Below are 15,165 nucleotides of genomic sequence, written 5' to 3' on the forward strand. Positions count from 1 at the left end.
TAATGGAAATAACAAATGTAAGAATTACAAAGAATGAGTCAATATTAAAAAATACAAAATTGAAGGGATTTGTAGCCATAACAATTGATGGCCAATTTGTTATCAATGGAATAAGAATAATTGAAGGTAAGAAGGGATTATTTCTTGATTTTCCAAGCAGGAAAAATAAAGTAGGGAAATATATAAATTTAGCATTTCCTATAACCAATAAGGCAAGAAAAGAAATAGAAGAAGCAATAATGAAAGTGTACAACGACAAAAAAGAATAAAAGATTATTAACCCTTTTACTTTTTAAGTGAGAGGGTTTTTAAAAAAATATTTCAGAAAAACCAGCGAAAGCCTTTGCTTTTTCTGCAATGAAAATGTGTACATAGTAAAATATAAGTAAGGAATAATTTGGAGGGATGATAAATGTTTAAGATAGCATTGGATCTTGGATATGGATATACTAAAGGAGTTAACGATAGTAATGAAGAAATACTTTTTCCATCAATAATTAGTATGGACATGGGATTTTCTCCGCTGGATAGCTCTTCTGACGTATTTAAAAAGCATAAAGAATTTAATATAAGAACTGTACAGGAAAACTTAAAAATTTCTATTTCAAATGGTATGGATAAAAGAGAGTTTTTAGTTGGAGAAAATGCAAGAAATGAGAGCAATTCGAGTAATCTTCTTGATAATAATAAAATAAACAGTATTGAGACTAAAGTGCTTTTAGCTGCAAGTTCTGTACTGCTGTTTCCGCATGATAAAGTACCTGTAAATTTAATTACAGGACTTCCTATAAATCAAATCAGAAGTCAGAAGCAGGAGTTTAAGGATATGCTTATAAAATATAAAGCAGTTGTAAGCTTACCAGAATATAATATTGAAAAGTTAATAAAATTTGATAAAGTTGATATTCTGCCACAGGGAACTGGAGCTGTTTATGCATCTATATGGAATGATATTAAGAAATATACTATTCCCAATACCTACATACTGTTTATTGATTGGGGATATAAAACAATTGATTATATTGTTTTTTCGATTAATTCAAATGGTGTTCCAAAACTTGCGGGTAATTTTTCAGGGAGCTTAAATAATGGAATGTTTCAGATAGGTAATGATGCAAATATGGCATTTCAAAATAAGACAGGCCAGATGTTAGAAGTAGGTTTCCTTAATCAATTAGTAGCTGATGGGAAGACATGGTTCGATGGCAGATGGATAGATATAAGTAAAGAATTAGAACTTATAGAAGATGATAGGGCTAGAAAAGTAAAGGCAGCTTTAAAATCTAAATTGGCAGATATAATAGATAAAATAGCAGTAACATTTATTGGCGGCGGTGGTGGAATTACAATGTTTCCATATTTAAAAGATTTTTCAAGTAATACTCAATTAGTAGATAATGCTCAAATGGGAAATGCGAAAGGGTATAAGTTAATAGCAGATATTAGAGACAAAATGCAAAAATAGTTTAACATTTTAGGGGTGTTAATATGGTTTTAAATCTGCGATTAAGAAAACAACAAGATGATGATATTGGAGTGGAACTTGAAAAGTTAAAAGATAATAAGGAAAGGGCAGAACTTACAAGGGAAGCTCTTAGATTTTATTTTAAATATAAAGATATAATTACATCACTGAATAAAAATATTATAGAAATAAATGATACATTGAATGAAATAAAAAGGTCAGGAATAAAAAATATTAATGTTGAAAATATTACTGAAAATAAACAGAATAATGACATAGGAAAATGGGATAAAAATGTTGGAGATTTATTTAATTTCTAATAAAAAAATGTAACATACTTTAAGGTTGCTTTAATAAAGGCTTTTATGGGTATAAAAGTGTTAAAATGTTACATTTAAATGTAACACAACTTAAAGATAGAAGTATCAACATATTAAAGTATATTAAAATTTAAAAATGTAACACCTTAAAGTATGTGAATATATAAAAGTGTAACACTTTTAATAAAAAACTTTCTTAAAATTAGATACACAAAGGTGTTAAGAGTGTAACATTTGCATAGACTTGTTCTTAAATTGGAGCAGGTCTTTTTTTATGTAAATAATTTTGAAAGGACTGATTTAATGAAAGAAGATATGTTGATGTACCAAGATACTACATTCGTTAAAACTAAAAATAATGAAGATATAATCCATATAATAAAAACATTTGAAGATTTGAGAATGAGTTTATACAAGCTTGCAGAGGAAAAGATAGAAGTGCTTAAAATAAATCCTGAAACGTATGAGTTGGCTAAAAAAATGGAAAAGTCTTTAGAATTGAAATATGAAATTGAGTGCAGCAGGGAGAGAATAAAAATAGTTGTTTATGATTATTTGCCTAGTATATACATAAAAACAACTAATAAAGGGGGTGGATATTTTACAGAAAAGTGGAAAAATACAATCAGTAAAGCTATAAGATCATTAGATTCAATTAAAGCTGTTGATGAAATTTTTGTTTATATCAAAATGTATGCTCCAGTAGGGGTAATATTTGATGCTGATAATAAATATTTTAAACCTGTTTTTGATGGAATTGGACGAAGCGGGTTAATTTCTGATGATTGCATAAAATACATTTCATCTTTTGGTTTTGAAGTGGAAATGGATAGAAAGAATCCACATACTGAAATATATATTTATTTTAACGATATGGGTAAAAGAATATCAGATTTAATAAAATAACCTATATCAATTTGCAAAAAAAGTGTGACGGAGAAATGCGAGTTTTAAGGGCATAAAACATATATCAACTTGCAAGTTTTGTTATAAGGGTTTAGTTGATATTATATCATTTCTGAAAAAAGTGAGTAAAAATGAGCCTTTAAGGAGTGTGATTTTTTCAAAAACAAGAGTGCTAATAGGCACTCTTTGTCTTGATTAGAGAAAATGGCACTTACTGATTTTGAAAATAAGAAATTAAATTTAAAATAGAACTTCAGGTACAGAATAAATGCAGTGAAAAAATAAGAATGAAAACTTAAAATAGCAAAGAAAATTAAAGTAATAACCATTCATTAAAAATAATAATTATGCAAATTAAGCATTAACAAAAGAGGTGGTAATGTGATTAGACTTCAACAGAGAGATATAGAATATTTAAAACTATTAGGAAGGTTTGGTGTACTTAATAAATCTACGGTTGATAAGCATTATGGCTTACACATTCAATATTCTAGGTATAGAAGAAAAAAACTAGCGGATGCAGGATATATTCTAAAGAATCAAAAGATAAGTTATCTATCCAGTGATGGAAAAGAATATGTACGTGGTTTAGGTATAGAACCTAGAAATATAAGTGGAGATAAAAGAGCTAGAAATAGAATAGCTAAAATAGCAGAGATATTAATATCGCTTGAAAAGGTATATAAAATATATCCAAGCTGGGAGATGAAAAATTCTTTTGCAGATATGAAACTGCTGTACTATGGTAAGATAGTGAATCCTTTGAATTCCAGTGAGTATTATATATATAATCTTGGAAAATTAAATGAAAATCCTTCAAAAGGAGCAGTTACTTTAAAAAAGAGACTTGTAAAAAATATTAGAGAAGAAATAATTCAAAAATCAAGGGAAGGTTTATTTGATAGTGTAATAATATTTGCTGAAGATGGTTTAACAATGAACCTATATAAAGAAGAATTAAGAACTCTGGAAGTTAAAGAACAAGTGTTATTGCCATTAACTGATTATGGTCTTAGTCTTCTTAACCTCTACGGAGTAAAAGATGTTAATTATGTAGCTGCCAAATTAGTTTATGGTAATGTCAATCTTTCTAAGTCAAGTTTTATCTTTGCTGACTATGTTACATCAGATGGTGTTAACATAATTACTATGATAAATAACGATATGGAGAAACTTGTGAAATTAAAACAGTATAGAACAATGTTTGAATATAACTCTGCATCTGTAAGAGCAAAAATAGAAGTAGTGTGCTTAGAGGAGCAGGAAGAAACTTTAGAAAAAGAATTACCAGGAATAAAAATAAGGACTGTAAACTTAGAAGATTTAAAATTAAGAAGGTGATGGTTAAGTGTCAAGGAAAAAAAGAAGAATGAAAGATAGACGAAGAAAACTGTATTTAGAAGTAATTATAAGTGCTGTCGGCTTGATTCTGTGCTACCTGAAAGTAAATAAAGTGTCTGAATATAGGTTTGATGTTGGAAGTATAAGAAATGTCATGCTAATTGTAGTGGCATTTTTATTTTTCATAGTTTTAATAAAACTTCTGTATAAACAGTTCTTAAATAATAGAACATCATCAAAGTATTTAAATAGTAGTATCAACATTGTTGACAAAATGACAGGTGAAGAGTTTGAGGAATTTCTAAAAGCTCATTTTGAAAAGTTAGGATATAAAGTTGAATTAACTCCTAAGACAGGAGACTATGGAGCAGACCTTGTGTTAAATAGAAATGGTAGTAAGACTGTTGTACAAGCTAAACGCTGGATAAACAAAGTTGGAATTGAAGCAGTTCAACAAGTTATAGGTGCTAGGGCTTACTATAAAGCTGATAAATGTTTAGTTGTAACGAATAATTATTTTACACCTAATGCAATTAATTTGGCTGAAAGTAATAAGGATGTAGAGCTTTGGGATAGAAAAGAACTTATAAAAATTATGAATAAGAATAATCCCAATATAAATAATTCCAGTGAGATAAGCAAAAGGGTTATATGTCCCAAGTGTGGAGGAGAAATGAAACTGATACATGGGAAGAATGGAGATTTCTATGGATGCAATAATTATCCTAAGTGCAAGGGTACAAGGAGATGTTCCACCAGTGAGAAATAAAGAAATAGATAAACTGCAAAAGAGAATAAATAAATTAAAATCAATTTCTAATGTAGTAGTTCTCATAGGAGCAGTTTTAGTGACATTATTTATAAAACTAAATTTTATGACTTTAGCTATTATCATAGCTGCGGTTACATTTGTTGTTGCTTTTGGTTTTGATGCAGTAAGGAAGGTATTAAATTTTATTATTAATAAAGTAAACAAAAATAAAGATAAAAGTGATATTTAATGTTCTTAGTGATAAATGAATAGATAGGAATTATAGTCCATAGGGGCTTATTTTTATGTAAAAAAATAGTTGGAGGTAGATTGTATGAGAGCTATTATAATGTCTTCATCAAATAAAGACGATTGGTATAGAGATAAAATCGGAAAAACATATAAATTTATAAGAAAAGATACTTATTTCTGTTATGTAGATGTTAATAGAGAAATAAAGTAAATAAGAGTAAATGACTGTCAGATATATTAAAAAAATAAGGGGATGAACGGATGGAAAGTTTAATTGACAATTTAAATGATGGCAAAAAGATAGTTGTATTAACATATGACATTGATAAATTAGAAAGTATAGGTTTTAATGGCAAAATAAAAGTATATGATAACCTCAAAAGGATGTATAGCTTTAAGAATGACTTAACAATAGTTAATCTTCATCAAAATAATGATGAACTTAATGAGATGGAAATAAAAATATTATTGATACTTTTTAAATCAGCAAGTAGGCAAAAAGTAGATTACGTTTATATACCTAGAAAGTTTAAGGATATTTTTATTAAATATCATGAATTTACTAAATACAAAGAGGTTATAAAGTATATTTAAAATAGAGGTGAATTAAATATGGAACTAACAGTAGAGGAAATGGTACAAAGACTTATAGAAGCACAGAATGACATGCAAAAAGCTGTTGAAAAAGCTAGAGAAGAAGAACGAGCTAAAGTAGAGGAAGAGAAGGATACAGAAATTCAAGGTCTTAACAATCAGATTGAAGTTGCAAATTCAAATATAAATTTACTTACCAGTGAGAAAAAAGAATTAAAAAAACAGCTAAAACTTGTAGAGGTGAAAGTCCAAGATAAAATTAATGATGGAATAAAAGAGAAGCTTACACAAATAGACTATGCACCATCTATTTTAGACATATGCAATAAACTTGATGAAACTATTGGCGGACAAGTAACTAAACTCAAAGGAATTCATGAAGCTCTTGGAGGAAACTTTGATGATATAAGTAAGCAGAGGCTTTATAGTGTGCTTATTAATTTAGAAAGCAATGTAGAGTTAATAAAAAAGTTTCTTGATATTGTTCCTGAAGAAAGTAATATACAATTAGATGATCCACAAGAAGTTATTCAAGAAGACGAAGCTGAAATTGATAATATAAATACTGGTGATAGTAACAATATTGTAGGACTAAGTATGAATTTTTAATATAAACAGGGGGCAACGAAAATGAATGTATTTTTTTATAATCAAGCAATTTGATTAGGTACTGAAAAAGATGTGTATTACTACTTTCCACAGAAAATATATTGAAGAAAGTTGTATAATTATTAAATATATTTATAAAAAGTTAAAATAAAGTAATGATATAAATATTTGTTATATTTTTGTATTTCATATATAATCGTTTATATAGTATAAGATTATATAATTTTTATAAGGAGTAGATATGGGAAATAACAAAAAGGTAAGATTAATTGAAAAAAGATTCGATGGGAAAAAATTATGTGTAGTAACTTCAGTTAATGGCCAAAATAATATAGTTGTTGATAGTAGAAGCAAAAGACCTATCGGTGTTGATAAAGGGCAAGAAATTGTATATATTCAAGAGATTAATAGAATAGAATTCGGTAAAAGTGACAATGTAATAAGCTATTATGCACCAAATAATGTTGGTATATTATTATCTATAGCCAATAAAGCTCTAATCAATGGTAAAAATATATATGAAGAAAAAATAAATCCTAATAAATATAGACATTCAGATGGTATAGGTGTAAATACTTTTAAGCAATTATCAGAAAATACATCAATAATTTATGAATATATAGAGGATATTCAAACAAGTATAGTATTTGGGTATACAGCTATTGAAGCATTTACTAATCTAAGTATAAATGAAGATTATCAGTACAAAAATATTATTAGTAATAAAGGCATAATTGAAATTTATGATAAAAAAGCTATAGAAAGATGGTTATCATTAGATGTTAAAATATCAGATATATTAGTTGATATTTATCAATGTGAAAGCATAAAAAGAGGAGAAATGTGGAACAAGTTTAAAAAATTTGAAAAATGTAGGAATGAAATAGTACATCAAAAATCTATTGAAATTAATAGCCTCTATGAAGAATATTTTAATGAGGAAATCTTTGAATTGTGCAACGTTCCGGAAAAGGTAATTAAATTTTTCTTTGAAAAGGGTGAAAATAAAGGAATTAATAATGTACTTTGGCCATTTGTTATAAATACTCCTAATGAAATAAACGTATTTCAAGATTATAATAATAAGGAATCATGGGAATTTGTAAAAAAACTTGGGGATGATTTAAAATGAGTTTTAAGAATAAGTTTTCATGGAGGAACATTGTATATTGGTCGAAAAATAAGGCTTCACCTTGGCTAGAAAAAAAAGAACGATATATGATGATGGTATTTTTATTTGGTTTAGTTGGGTTTATTTTAGGAATTTTGTTGCTTTTTTTAAACAAAAATTTAGCAAGGGGTATTATGGGTATAGGTTTTATAATTATGATTGTAATATTATTTTTTTATTCCTTAATACAATTTTTAAAAGATCCAGATGCAATAGTTATTATAATATCTTCAATTGTTGCTTTTGTTGTAATATCAATTGCTATTGGACAAGGAATCTTAGAAATAGTTAGTGCTTATTTTACTACAGAAAAAGAAGGTGAGATGGTTGGATATTATTCAAGTTTAACCAGTGGAGTTTTTTCGGCAATAATAGGTGTTGCTGGAGCAATAATAGGAGCTAAAATAGGAGGAAAAAAATCTTATGAGGCTTCAATGGATGCAATAGAAAAGCAAATTCATTATGATAAATCAAAGTACGAAAATGAAAAGCAAGAAGAAATTAAAAAAGTTCAAGAAATGATTGATTATTTTTTAAGAGAAGAAATAATTTATAATTTTAAAAGACTTGAAATGTTTAATGAAAATAATAAAAAAATACTAATTGATTCATTTAAGAATAATCGATTTCCTTCGTATAATTATTATAATGTTAGCAATATGAAAGATCGTTTTAAATTTGATGAGTTTAATAATATAAAATATAAGTATCTTAATTATTTAAGCAAAGAAATTATTGATATTTATAGGATGTTTAGCTTGTTGGAAAGAGGATCATTTAATAAACTTAATAAAAAAGAAAGGGAATATGTAGGAGAGGCGTATCTAAATTATTATTTAAAGTATACATATTAACTCTTTTTTCAACCTTCCAGTGATAAAAACAAAAAAATAATGTATAAAGATAGTAGAGACATTTTTTAGTCTTTACTATTTTTTTAGTAACATTTATTTTCATTAGGTCAATTTTGGCTAACAAAACTGTGCGTAGGCATTTTATGTCTGTGTACGGTTTTTATTTTATCTAAAATTAAGGGAGGAAGAAAGATGGGACAATATTTTGAAGCAATAAACATTACAAAAGGAGAATTTGTAGAACCGCATGACTATGATTCATTTTCAAAACTTACAGAGCACTCGTATAGAAAAAACGATTTTATGTGTGCAATTGAGGGATTACTTCAACCTGGTGGTGCATGGCATAAAGATAAAATTGTATGGGCTGGAGATTATGCAGAAAGTGGTTTATATACACCAGAAGGATATGAAGGAAATATTTATGATTGTGCTAGTGATGGAGTGTTAAAAAAAATAGAACCTGAGATTACAACGCATTTATCGGAATATCTACTAAATCACGATAAGAAACAATTTATTAATATGGAAACTTTACCTTCATATGATGGTGGATGGATTATACACCCTTTATCATTGCTTACAGCTATAGGTAATGGAGAAGGTGGTGGAGATTTCTATACCAGTGATAAAAAAATGCTTTCATATGTTGGAAGTTGGGCTGGAGATAGTATAAGTGCTGAAGAATTTGTTCCAGCAGATTATGAAGAAATTAAACCTGATTTTATAGAAGGATAATAATCATGAAAAGGATACAAAGAAAATTTAAAATTGTGAGAGGAGAAAAAAAGATGAAATATCAAAATGAGTTGCAAATTTTTAAAGAACATCACTTAATACCAATTAGAAGGAATGAAAATGGTGAAGTAATTGTAAGTGCTAGAGATGTTTATAAATTTTTAAAGGTGCAGCAGGATTTTTCTGATTGGATAAAAAAGCAGCTTGATGTTGTTGAAGCAGTTGAAAATAAAGATTTTACTCGCTTCCCTTTTAAAAAGGAAGGTAACAATGCAACATTAATAGGGTATGCTCTTACATTAGATACTGCAAAAGAAATTTGTATGATAGCAGGAGTGGCTCCACGTACGAATGAAGAAACAAAGAAACTTAGTAAACAAGCACGCAAGTATTTTATTGCAGTAGAAAAAGCATGGAATAGTCCAGAAATGATTATGAAACGTGCATTAGAAATTGCAAAGCAAAGTATTGAAAAATTAAAATTAGAAAATATTGAAAAAGATGAGCAATTAAAAGAGCAGCAACCTAAAGTATTGTTTGCAGAAAGTGTTCAGTCTTCACAGACTTCAATTTTAGTAGGTGATTTAGCAAAAATAATAAAACAAAATGGTCATGAGGACATAGGAGCTAAAAGATTATTTGAATGGATGCGTAATAATGGCTATTTAATTAAGAGAAAAGGAACTGATTATAATATGCCAACACAAAAATCTATGGATTTTGGATTATTTGAGATTAAAGAAACATCAATAATTCACAATGATGGACACATCAGTATTTCAAAAACATCTAAAGTTACAGGAAAAGGTTCAGATATATTTTGTTAATAAATTCAAAGGGGAAATGTAAAAGATGGAAAATGAATTAGTAAACAGTATCAATAAAGAAGTAACTTTAGATAGTAGAGAAGTAGCAGAAATGGTAGGTAAAAGACATGATCATTTAGTTAGAGATGTTGAAACGTACTCAAATCAAATTGAAGAAGCAAATAAAACAATTTTAAAAACCCACTCAAAATTGAGGACGTCTGATTATAATGTTTGATATACATCAGGAGAAGCAGAGAAATACTTTAAAGAAAATTGTGGAGCTTAAGGGGGAAATTTAAATGTTAGATACAAAATCAATGGCATTAATTAAAAGTCCAGCAAAAACGGAAGAGGGTAAACTAAAGCAAAAAATATTATGTGCTTATATAGATGGTTTTTTAGATGGTGCAAGTGAGTTAAGTAAGCATATAACTAGTATGTATCAAAATAAGAATCCTAATGCACATACTGTTTTTACTGAAACGGCAGATGTAAATAAAATAGTAGACAAGAAGTATGAGAAGTTTGTGAAATTATTAAATTCAATAGAATGAAGAGGAATAATAAAAATGGGAAAGATAGATGAAATAAAAAGTTTGAGAAATATTGAAATAAACTTTAAAAATTTATTAATAAATGTTTTTGATATTAAATCTATTTCAACGAAAACGGCTATAAAAATTATTCGTGAAAGAAAACCGATAGGAAAATTCTTAGAGTTTAGAAAAGATGGAGGATTTACAGCTGTTGATAATTCCAGTGGCGATGCATGGACGGAAGATTTTGAAACTATTGAAGAAGCTTTTAGGTATCTTCAAGGAGAGGATTTATATGATATACAACAAAATAAAAATTATGAGAAGGATTAACTTTTAATGAGGTAATCTTTTTTATTTGGAGGTAAATGGATATGACTAAAAATGATATTCCATTTTATGAGGAATGTACATTTGGATATTATGAATGGTTTGTTAGAAAAGAAAATGATGAAATAGTTATTTGTAAAGTACCCACATTAGCACCTTTTAAACAGATTATTGATAATAGAAGCTATGAGCTTGATGTTAAGTATTCAGTTATGGGACAAAAGCATAAAGGTAAATTTATAAATAGGGCTGATGCATATGCACTGGTTAGGAAGTATTGGACCGATAATTGTTCTAATAATTATTTGGGATATTTAAAAATAAGAATTTAAATCTATAGCAAAAATATGAGAGAGTTTTAAGGAGAAGGATGAAAATGAGTATATATGATTTTGTGGATAGAAAACATATAGCAGTTAGTGAAAATGAGTGAGATAAATACAGGAGCTACAATGAAGTAGATTATAAGGACAAGAAATATAATGATTCAAAATATAATTGGAAAATGGTTTATTGGGAAAGAAATGATGAAAAATACGGTAGAATAATGGTTAGCGAAGATTATAAACTGAAAAGAGGTTTAACCATGGGAGAATTCTACGGTGGAGGAATAGTAGATTAAATTTAATAAAAATTATATAAAGCAGCTATCTAAAGGGTTTATTGTAGGTAGTTGTTTTTATATATTTGATTTTCAAAGTGAAGGGTGGAAATTTAATGTATTGCGTAACAAGAAAGAATATGAAATTTGCACAATATGAAATACCAGAAGGCACTAAAGGTTATGTTATTGGACAACCAGATGAACATATAGTTAATGCACCAGGAGTTGAATTTAAAATGTATATTTTATTATGGGATATAGAACATACATTAGTTTCAAAGCCAGTGATAAACAATGAATTAAAAAATAGATACTCTACAGGATCTCAAATGACAGCAATAGTAATTGATACAAATACTAAAGAGGTATATATGGGAATAGACGAGGACGATGGATTTTATGATAATGTTACTTTATCATTATTTCAATTAAAAAAGATATTTGGAGAGGATATACCAAAAGAGATTGATAAAGCAGAATATAATGATAGATATATGCTTTCAAGTGTTGTTAATTATCTTGAAAGTAATTTTACTAAATGGGTTAATAAAAATTGTGATTTTATAACTGTAACTAAAGAGGATATTGAAAATGGAGAATATCACAATTTGGAAGAAGGATATAGAGTACTTTCAGTATTAGGTATTAGACAATTTGAAGAAATGAAAAAGAAATATCAAGCTAAACTTGAAGCTGTAGGATTTACTTATGATTTTAAAGGCGGATTAAATTGGGATTAAGGAAGTAATATATATGGATATAGAAAAAGGAGATAAGGTTAAATTTAATTATAAAGGTGAAATATTAGAAGGGGAAATTTATTCAATTTATAATCATGGAGATACAGTTAATATTGTATCAGGGAATAAGCTATATACATTTCCAGTGATAGCAATAGAACGCAGTAAAAAAGAAATAAAAAATAAAGGAGAGCAGTTATCTATATTCGAATAGGTAGCTGCTTTTTTGTAGGAGGAATAATTATGGATACTAAAATAATTAAGAAGATACAGAAACTTTTAAGCTTAAGTGAAAGTAGTAATGAGCATGAGGCGGAAGTTGCTATGCTTAAAGCTCAAGAACTTCTTGTGAAATATAAATTATCAATTAAAGAGGTAAAAGAATATAAGAGCTATGATAGTAAAATACAAGAAAAAGTAACAGACGTAACTTTTACTAAAGCTAAATGGAAGGCTCAACTTGCAAAAGTAATTTCAGAGAATTTCGGCTGCTATGTTTATTACAAAAGAAGAAGAATTAATACTATAGTTTTCTTTGGCAGAGAAGAGGATGTTATAGTATGTAATTTAGTTTTAAATTATGCAGTGGATTCAGTATATAGTGTAGTTAAAAAGCTAAAATATCAGTATTCAAAGAATGGATATAGTACTAGAGGTATAGAAAATGATTATAGTTTAGGTTTTATAGATGGACTTGAGGAAAAATTTGAGGAGCAGAAAAGGAATAACAAAGAATGGGGTATTGTACTTGTTAAAGATAAAGAAGTAGTTGAAGCTCATGAGAAAATAAAGTTTAAGAAAAAGGTAACAATGAATACAGCATATAGAGGTAATGAAGATGCTTATTCAAAAGGGTGTGAGGATGGTAAGAAGTTCAGTATATCCAACAAAATTACTGAAGGAGAAAAAGAAGAGCATATTCAGTTACAAAGCAAGTAATTAATTTAAAAACTGAGGTAAAAGAAATTTATATGATTTTTTAAAATTCAGGAGGAAAAAATGATGTTTGTTAATGTTATTGTGAAAAATAAAATGACAGGTGAATTATTAGAAACCGAAAAAGATGGTTTATATATAAGTCTTGATATTGAAGCAGATGGAAGTATTGAAATTGAGGATATTGGTACATGTATAGATAATTCAACTTACTTAGAACAAGATACAAAAGAAACACAATTAAATGCTATTGAGTTTGAATTAGTTTCGATAGATTTAATTAAAAAATAATAACTAGTATGATGGCAGTTGCTTATTAATTTAAGTAGCTGCCTTTTTCTATGTAAAGAATTTTGAAAGGGAGGTACAAGAAATGAGAATACAAATGAGAATACCTAAAACAAATATTAGAGGATTCAGAGAAGAGGTATGTAAATTTTTCACTGGTAATAAATTTAGAAATATTTCATTTGATTATAGAAACAAGAAAATCATAGCTGTTGGCTTCATAGGTGTATGTAGTTTAATTATTGTTGTTTCAATAATAATGTATGCACATAGTAAAAGTGTCAGTAGGGAAAATCTAAAACATATTAATTCTGTAAGTATTGCAAGTCCAGATGTAGTAAATAAACAGTACATTAAGGATAGTATCAATAATTTAAGTCCCTATGAAAATAAATTAATGAATAGGGTTGCTGAAAAAAACAAGAAAACTAATTCATTTAATAAAGATGATTTAGAAATTAACGATTATCTTGATGATTTACAGGATTATAAGAAAAAGAGTAGTGATGAATTAACAAAGCTTCAAGGTGTAAATTCCTCTACGGAAACAGCTATTTATAAGAATAATGTTATAAAGGAATACAAAGTATTTGTTGATGGATTAAACCATGAAATTAATTATATAAATGAAAAATTAAAAGGTAATAACTCTCCTGAAATTGATGTTGCTAAAGAAGATTACAAAGAGTTAATTAACATTTATAAGGAAAATGACAAGGAGCTTGATAAGATTCAAGGTATGTATAAATAAAATATGGTATATTTTATAAAAATAGTTGTAAATATGGTATAATATAGGTGAAAATTACATTTGGAAAGTATTGTTTTAGTAGATAAGATGTAATAAATTACACTGCTAAATTTCATCTAGGATGCAATAGATATTAAGTTATTAAGAGATTTTTTATAATATGAATTATGTAATTTTAAATTTAAAGCGTTATCCTGTAGTTAAAAATGATAAAGAACACGCAAGTGATTTGGGAGATTTGATTATATAATGAAAAGTAAGGGGAGGAGAAATTCACATGGAAAAATGGATAGAAGAATATGAAAAAAAAATTTTAGATAAAAATATTTCATATGAGAGTATAAAAAAATATGTTAGTGAATATATGCCTAAAAAGTTATATAGATATAGAAAATTTGATGAATATTTAGAAAATAATTTATCAGGTGAGATTTACTTCTCTAATCCTAGAGAATTTAATGATCCATTTGATTCTGCAATTGAAATTGATTATATAACTTGTGCAAGCCTTTATTTGAAAATTGACCGGAGAATAGTAGAAAATCTACTAGAAAAAGAACCTAAAATGAAACGATTGTTTGATGAGCATTTTTATAAAACATATACGAATTTTAAGAACAATGTTAGAATAGCTTGTTTCACTGTAAGTCCGTATAATACTTTAATGTGGAGTCATTATGCTGAAAATCATAGTGGTTATTGCATAGAGTATAATACAGAAAATATAATGTTTAGGAATATGGTATTGCCAGTAATATATAAAGATGAAATGTATGATTGTACAGAATGTTTGATTACAGGGTCTAAAAATATTGCAATAAATGCAATATTTTTTAAAGATAAAGTTTGGGATTATGAAAATGAATGGAGAGCATTTGGAACTACTGATTATTTTGAAGAGAGTGGTGCGAATCCAGTACAACTTACAAATGCAATATCTGCTATTTATATTGGGACAACAAGTAATCAGAAGAATACTAAAGAAGTAGAGCAATTGCAAAAAATTGCGAATGAAAAGAATATTCCTGTATATAAAATGAAAATGTCGAGCAATAAATATAAATTAATTCTTGATAAATGAGAAATTGTATAGTATATAGGTAAATGGTAATTTTATGAATTGAAAGTACTGAAGTCTATAAAATAATTCATAGTAAATTGGGGTGGAAA

The 15,165-nt window shown here is 27.4% G+C and carries 24 protein-coding genes; all 24 read left to right on the forward strand.

Annotated elements, in window-relative coordinates; genetic code table 11:
* The first annotated feature begins 2 nt into the window (after positions 1-2).
* On the forward strand, positions 3-269 hold the full coding sequence (locus CLFE_RS07340; protein WP_077894710.1) for a SpoVG family protein: 267 nt from the start codon (positions 3-5) through the stop codon (positions 267-269).
* A gap of 143 nt (positions 270-412) precedes the next feature.
* Positions 413-1,465 carry a ParM/StbA family protein gene (locus CLFE_RS07345; RefSeq protein ID WP_077894711.1) on the forward strand — a complete coding sequence of 351 codons (1,053 nt, stop codon included), beginning with the start codon at positions 413-415 and terminating at the stop codon, positions 1,463-1,465.
* Between the two features lie 23 nt (positions 1,466-1,488).
* On the forward strand, positions 1,489-1,785 hold the full coding sequence (locus tag CLFE_RS07350) for a hypothetical protein (RefSeq protein ID WP_077894712.1): 297 nt from the start codon (positions 1,489-1,491) through the stop codon (positions 1,783-1,785).
* A 234-nt stretch (positions 1,786-2,019) separates the two neighbouring features.
* On the forward strand, positions 2,020-2,691 hold the full coding sequence (locus CLFE_RS07355; protein ID WP_077894713.1) for a hypothetical protein: 672 nt from the start codon (positions 2,020-2,022) through the stop codon (positions 2,689-2,691).
* Positions 2,692-3,072: 381 nt separating this feature from the next.
* The gene (locus CLFE_RS07360; protein ID WP_077894714.1) at positions 3,073-4,032 is read left to right on the forward strand and encodes a hypothetical protein; all 960 of its coding nucleotides are present in this window, start codon (positions 3,073-3,075) and stop codon (positions 4,030-4,032) included.
* 7 nt (positions 4,033-4,039) lie between these two features.
* Complete coding sequence (locus tag CLFE_RS07365) at positions 4,040-4,801, forward strand: restriction endonuclease (RefSeq protein WP_077894715.1); 762 nt, start codon at positions 4,040-4,042, stop codon at positions 4,799-4,801.
* Complete coding sequence (locus CLFE_RS07370) at positions 4,791-5,033, forward strand: hypothetical protein (RefSeq protein WP_077894716.1); 243 nt, start codon at positions 4,791-4,793, stop codon at positions 5,031-5,033. Before CLFE_RS07365 ends, CLFE_RS07370 begins: the two co-directional genes overlap by 11 nt.
* An 84-nt stretch (positions 5,034-5,117) precedes the next feature.
* Positions 5,118-5,246, forward strand: a complete 129-nt coding sequence (locus tag CLFE_RS24240; RefSeq protein WP_284738950.1) for a hypothetical protein — start codon at positions 5,118-5,120, stop codon at positions 5,244-5,246.
* A 50-nt stretch (positions 5,247-5,296) separates the two neighbouring features.
* The gene (locus CLFE_RS07375) at positions 5,297-5,629 is read left to right on the forward strand and encodes a hypothetical protein (protein WP_077894717.1); all 333 of its coding nucleotides are present in this window, start codon (positions 5,297-5,299) and stop codon (positions 5,627-5,629) included.
* A gap of 18 nt (positions 5,630-5,647) precedes the next feature.
* Positions 5,648-6,238 carry a hypothetical protein gene (locus CLFE_RS07380; RefSeq protein ID WP_077894718.1) on the forward strand — a complete coding sequence of 197 codons (591 nt, stop codon included), beginning with the start codon at positions 5,648-5,650 and terminating at the stop codon, positions 6,236-6,238.
* A gap of 241 nt (positions 6,239-6,479) precedes the next feature.
* Entirely contained in the window at positions 6,480-7,370 is an 891-nt protein-coding gene (locus tag CLFE_RS07385; protein ID WP_077894719.1) for a hypothetical protein, read from the forward strand.
* Positions 7,367-8,263: a hypothetical protein gene (locus CLFE_RS07390; RefSeq protein WP_077894720.1), complete on the forward strand. Its 897-nt coding sequence runs from the start codon at positions 7,367-7,369 to the stop codon at positions 8,261-8,263. The genes CLFE_RS07385 and CLFE_RS07390 overlap by 4 nt, the downstream gene beginning before the upstream one ends.
* Positions 8,264-8,455: 192 nt before the next feature.
* On the forward strand, positions 8,456-9,001 hold the full coding sequence (locus CLFE_RS07395; protein WP_077894721.1) for a hypothetical protein: 546 nt from the start codon (positions 8,456-8,458) through the stop codon (positions 8,999-9,001).
* 53 nt (positions 9,002-9,054) lie between these two features.
* The gene (locus CLFE_RS07400; RefSeq protein ID WP_349497238.1) at positions 9,055-9,828 is read left to right on the forward strand and encodes a phage antirepressor KilAC domain-containing protein; all 774 of its coding nucleotides are present in this window, start codon (positions 9,055-9,057) and stop codon (positions 9,826-9,828) included.
* 25 nt (positions 9,829-9,853) lie between these two features.
* Positions 9,854-10,045, forward strand: a complete 192-nt coding sequence (locus tag CLFE_RS07405) for a Rha family transcriptional regulator (RefSeq protein WP_077894722.1) — start codon at positions 9,854-9,856, stop codon at positions 10,043-10,045.
* A 64-nt stretch (positions 10,046-10,109) separates the two neighbouring features.
* Positions 10,110-10,364 (forward strand): hypothetical protein, encoded by a 255-nt coding sequence (locus CLFE_RS07410; protein WP_077894723.1) that lies wholly within the window; start codon positions 10,110-10,112, stop codon positions 10,362-10,364.
* A gap of 15 nt (positions 10,365-10,379) precedes the next feature.
* Positions 10,380-10,679, forward strand: coding sequence for a hypothetical protein (locus tag CLFE_RS07415; protein WP_077894724.1), 300 nt, complete (start codon positions 10,380-10,382; stop codon positions 10,677-10,679).
* A gap of 41 nt (positions 10,680-10,720) precedes the next feature.
* Complete coding sequence (locus CLFE_RS07420; protein WP_077894725.1) at positions 10,721-11,008, forward strand: hypothetical protein; 288 nt, start codon at positions 10,721-10,723, stop codon at positions 11,006-11,008.
* Between the two features lie 385 nt (positions 11,009-11,393).
* The gene (locus CLFE_RS07425) at positions 11,394-12,020 is read left to right on the forward strand and encodes a hypothetical protein (protein ID WP_077894726.1); all 627 of its coding nucleotides are present in this window, start codon (positions 11,394-11,396) and stop codon (positions 12,018-12,020) included.
* Positions 12,021-12,033: 13 nt separating this feature from the next.
* The gene (locus CLFE_RS07430; protein ID WP_077894727.1) at positions 12,034-12,234 is read left to right on the forward strand and encodes a hypothetical protein; all 201 of its coding nucleotides are present in this window, start codon (positions 12,034-12,036) and stop codon (positions 12,232-12,234) included.
* A 29-nt stretch (positions 12,235-12,263) separates the two neighbouring features.
* Positions 12,264-12,959, forward strand: a complete 696-nt coding sequence (locus tag CLFE_RS07435; protein ID WP_077894728.1) for a DUF2786 domain-containing protein — start codon at positions 12,264-12,266, stop codon at positions 12,957-12,959.
* Between the two features lie 60 nt (positions 12,960-13,019).
* Positions 13,020-13,247 (forward strand): hypothetical protein, encoded by a 228-nt coding sequence (locus CLFE_RS07440; RefSeq protein ID WP_139356212.1) that lies wholly within the window; start codon positions 13,020-13,022, stop codon positions 13,245-13,247.
* An 82-nt stretch (positions 13,248-13,329) separates the two neighbouring features.
* Complete coding sequence (locus CLFE_RS07445) at positions 13,330-13,995, forward strand: hypothetical protein (RefSeq protein WP_077894730.1); 666 nt, start codon at positions 13,330-13,332, stop codon at positions 13,993-13,995.
* 277 nt (positions 13,996-14,272) lie between these two features.
* Entirely contained in the window at positions 14,273-15,076 is an 804-nt protein-coding gene (locus tag CLFE_RS07450) for a DUF2971 domain-containing protein (protein WP_077894731.1), read from the forward strand.
* Positions 15,077-15,165 lie beyond the last annotated feature (89 nt).

Origin of the sequence: Clostridium felsineum DSM 794 (genome assembly GCF_002006355.2) — a bacterium.
Taxonomy (GTDB): Bacteria; Bacillota; Clostridia; order Clostridiales; family Clostridiaceae; genus Clostridium_S; species Clostridium_S felsineum.

Bases quoted from the DNA above. Each gene is read 5' to 3' on its own strand.
- CLFE_RS07340 (WP_077894710.1), top strand. From the start codon at position 3: ATGGAAATAACAAATGTAAGAATTACAAAGAATGAGTCAATATTAAAA.
- CLFE_RS07345 (WP_077894711.1), top strand. From the start codon at position 413: ATGTTTAAGATAGCATTGGATCTTGGATATGGATATACTAAAGGAGTT.
- CLFE_RS07350 (WP_077894712.1), top strand. From the start codon at position 1,489: ATGGTTTTAAATCTGCGATTAAGAAAACAACAAGATGATGATATTGGA.
- CLFE_RS24240 (WP_284738950.1), top strand. From the start codon at position 5,118: ATGAGAGCTATTATAATGTCTTCATCAAATAAAGACGATTGGTATAGA.
- CLFE_RS07375 (WP_077894717.1), top strand. From the start codon at position 5,297: ATGGAAAGTTTAATTGACAATTTAAATGATGGCAAAAAGATAGTTGTA.
- CLFE_RS07380 (WP_077894718.1), top strand. From the start codon at position 5,648: ATGGAACTAACAGTAGAGGAAATGGTACAAAGACTTATAGAAGCACAG.
- CLFE_RS07385 (WP_077894719.1), top strand. From the start codon at position 6,480: ATGGGAAATAACAAAAAGGTAAGATTAATTGAAAAAAGATTCGATGGG.
- CLFE_RS07390 (WP_077894720.1), top strand. From the start codon at position 7,367: ATGAGTTTTAAGAATAAGTTTTCATGGAGGAACATTGTATATTGGTCG.
- CLFE_RS07395 (WP_077894721.1), top strand. From the start codon at position 8,456: ATGGGACAATATTTTGAAGCAATAAACATTACAAAAGGAGAATTTGTA.
- CLFE_RS07400 (WP_349497238.1), top strand. From the start codon at position 9,055: ATGAAATATCAAAATGAGTTGCAAATTTTTAAAGAACATCACTTAATA.
- CLFE_RS07405 (WP_077894722.1), top strand. From the start codon at position 9,854: ATGGAAAATGAATTAGTAAACAGTATCAATAAAGAAGTAACTTTAGAT.
- CLFE_RS07410 (WP_077894723.1), top strand. From the start codon at position 10,110: ATGTTAGATACAAAATCAATGGCATTAATTAAAAGTCCAGCAAAAACG.
- CLFE_RS07415 (WP_077894724.1), top strand. From the start codon at position 10,380: ATGGGAAAGATAGATGAAATAAAAAGTTTGAGAAATATTGAAATAAAC.
- CLFE_RS07420 (WP_077894725.1), top strand. From the start codon at position 10,721: ATGACTAAAAATGATATTCCATTTTATGAGGAATGTACATTTGGATAT.
- CLFE_RS07425 (WP_077894726.1), top strand. From the start codon at position 11,394: ATGTATTGCGTAACAAGAAAGAATATGAAATTTGCACAATATGAAATA.
- CLFE_RS07430 (WP_077894727.1), top strand. From the start codon at position 12,034: ATGGATATAGAAAAAGGAGATAAGGTTAAATTTAATTATAAAGGTGAA.
- CLFE_RS07435 (WP_077894728.1), top strand. From the start codon at position 12,264: ATGGATACTAAAATAATTAAGAAGATACAGAAACTTTTAAGCTTAAGT.
- CLFE_RS07440 (WP_139356212.1), top strand. From the start codon at position 13,020: ATGATGTTTGTTAATGTTATTGTGAAAAATAAAATGACAGGTGAATTA.
- CLFE_RS07445 (WP_077894730.1), top strand. From the start codon at position 13,330: ATGAGAATACAAATGAGAATACCTAAAACAAATATTAGAGGATTCAGA.
- CLFE_RS07450 (WP_077894731.1), top strand. From the start codon at position 14,273: ATGGAAAAATGGATAGAAGAATATGAAAAAAAAATTTTAGATAAAAAT.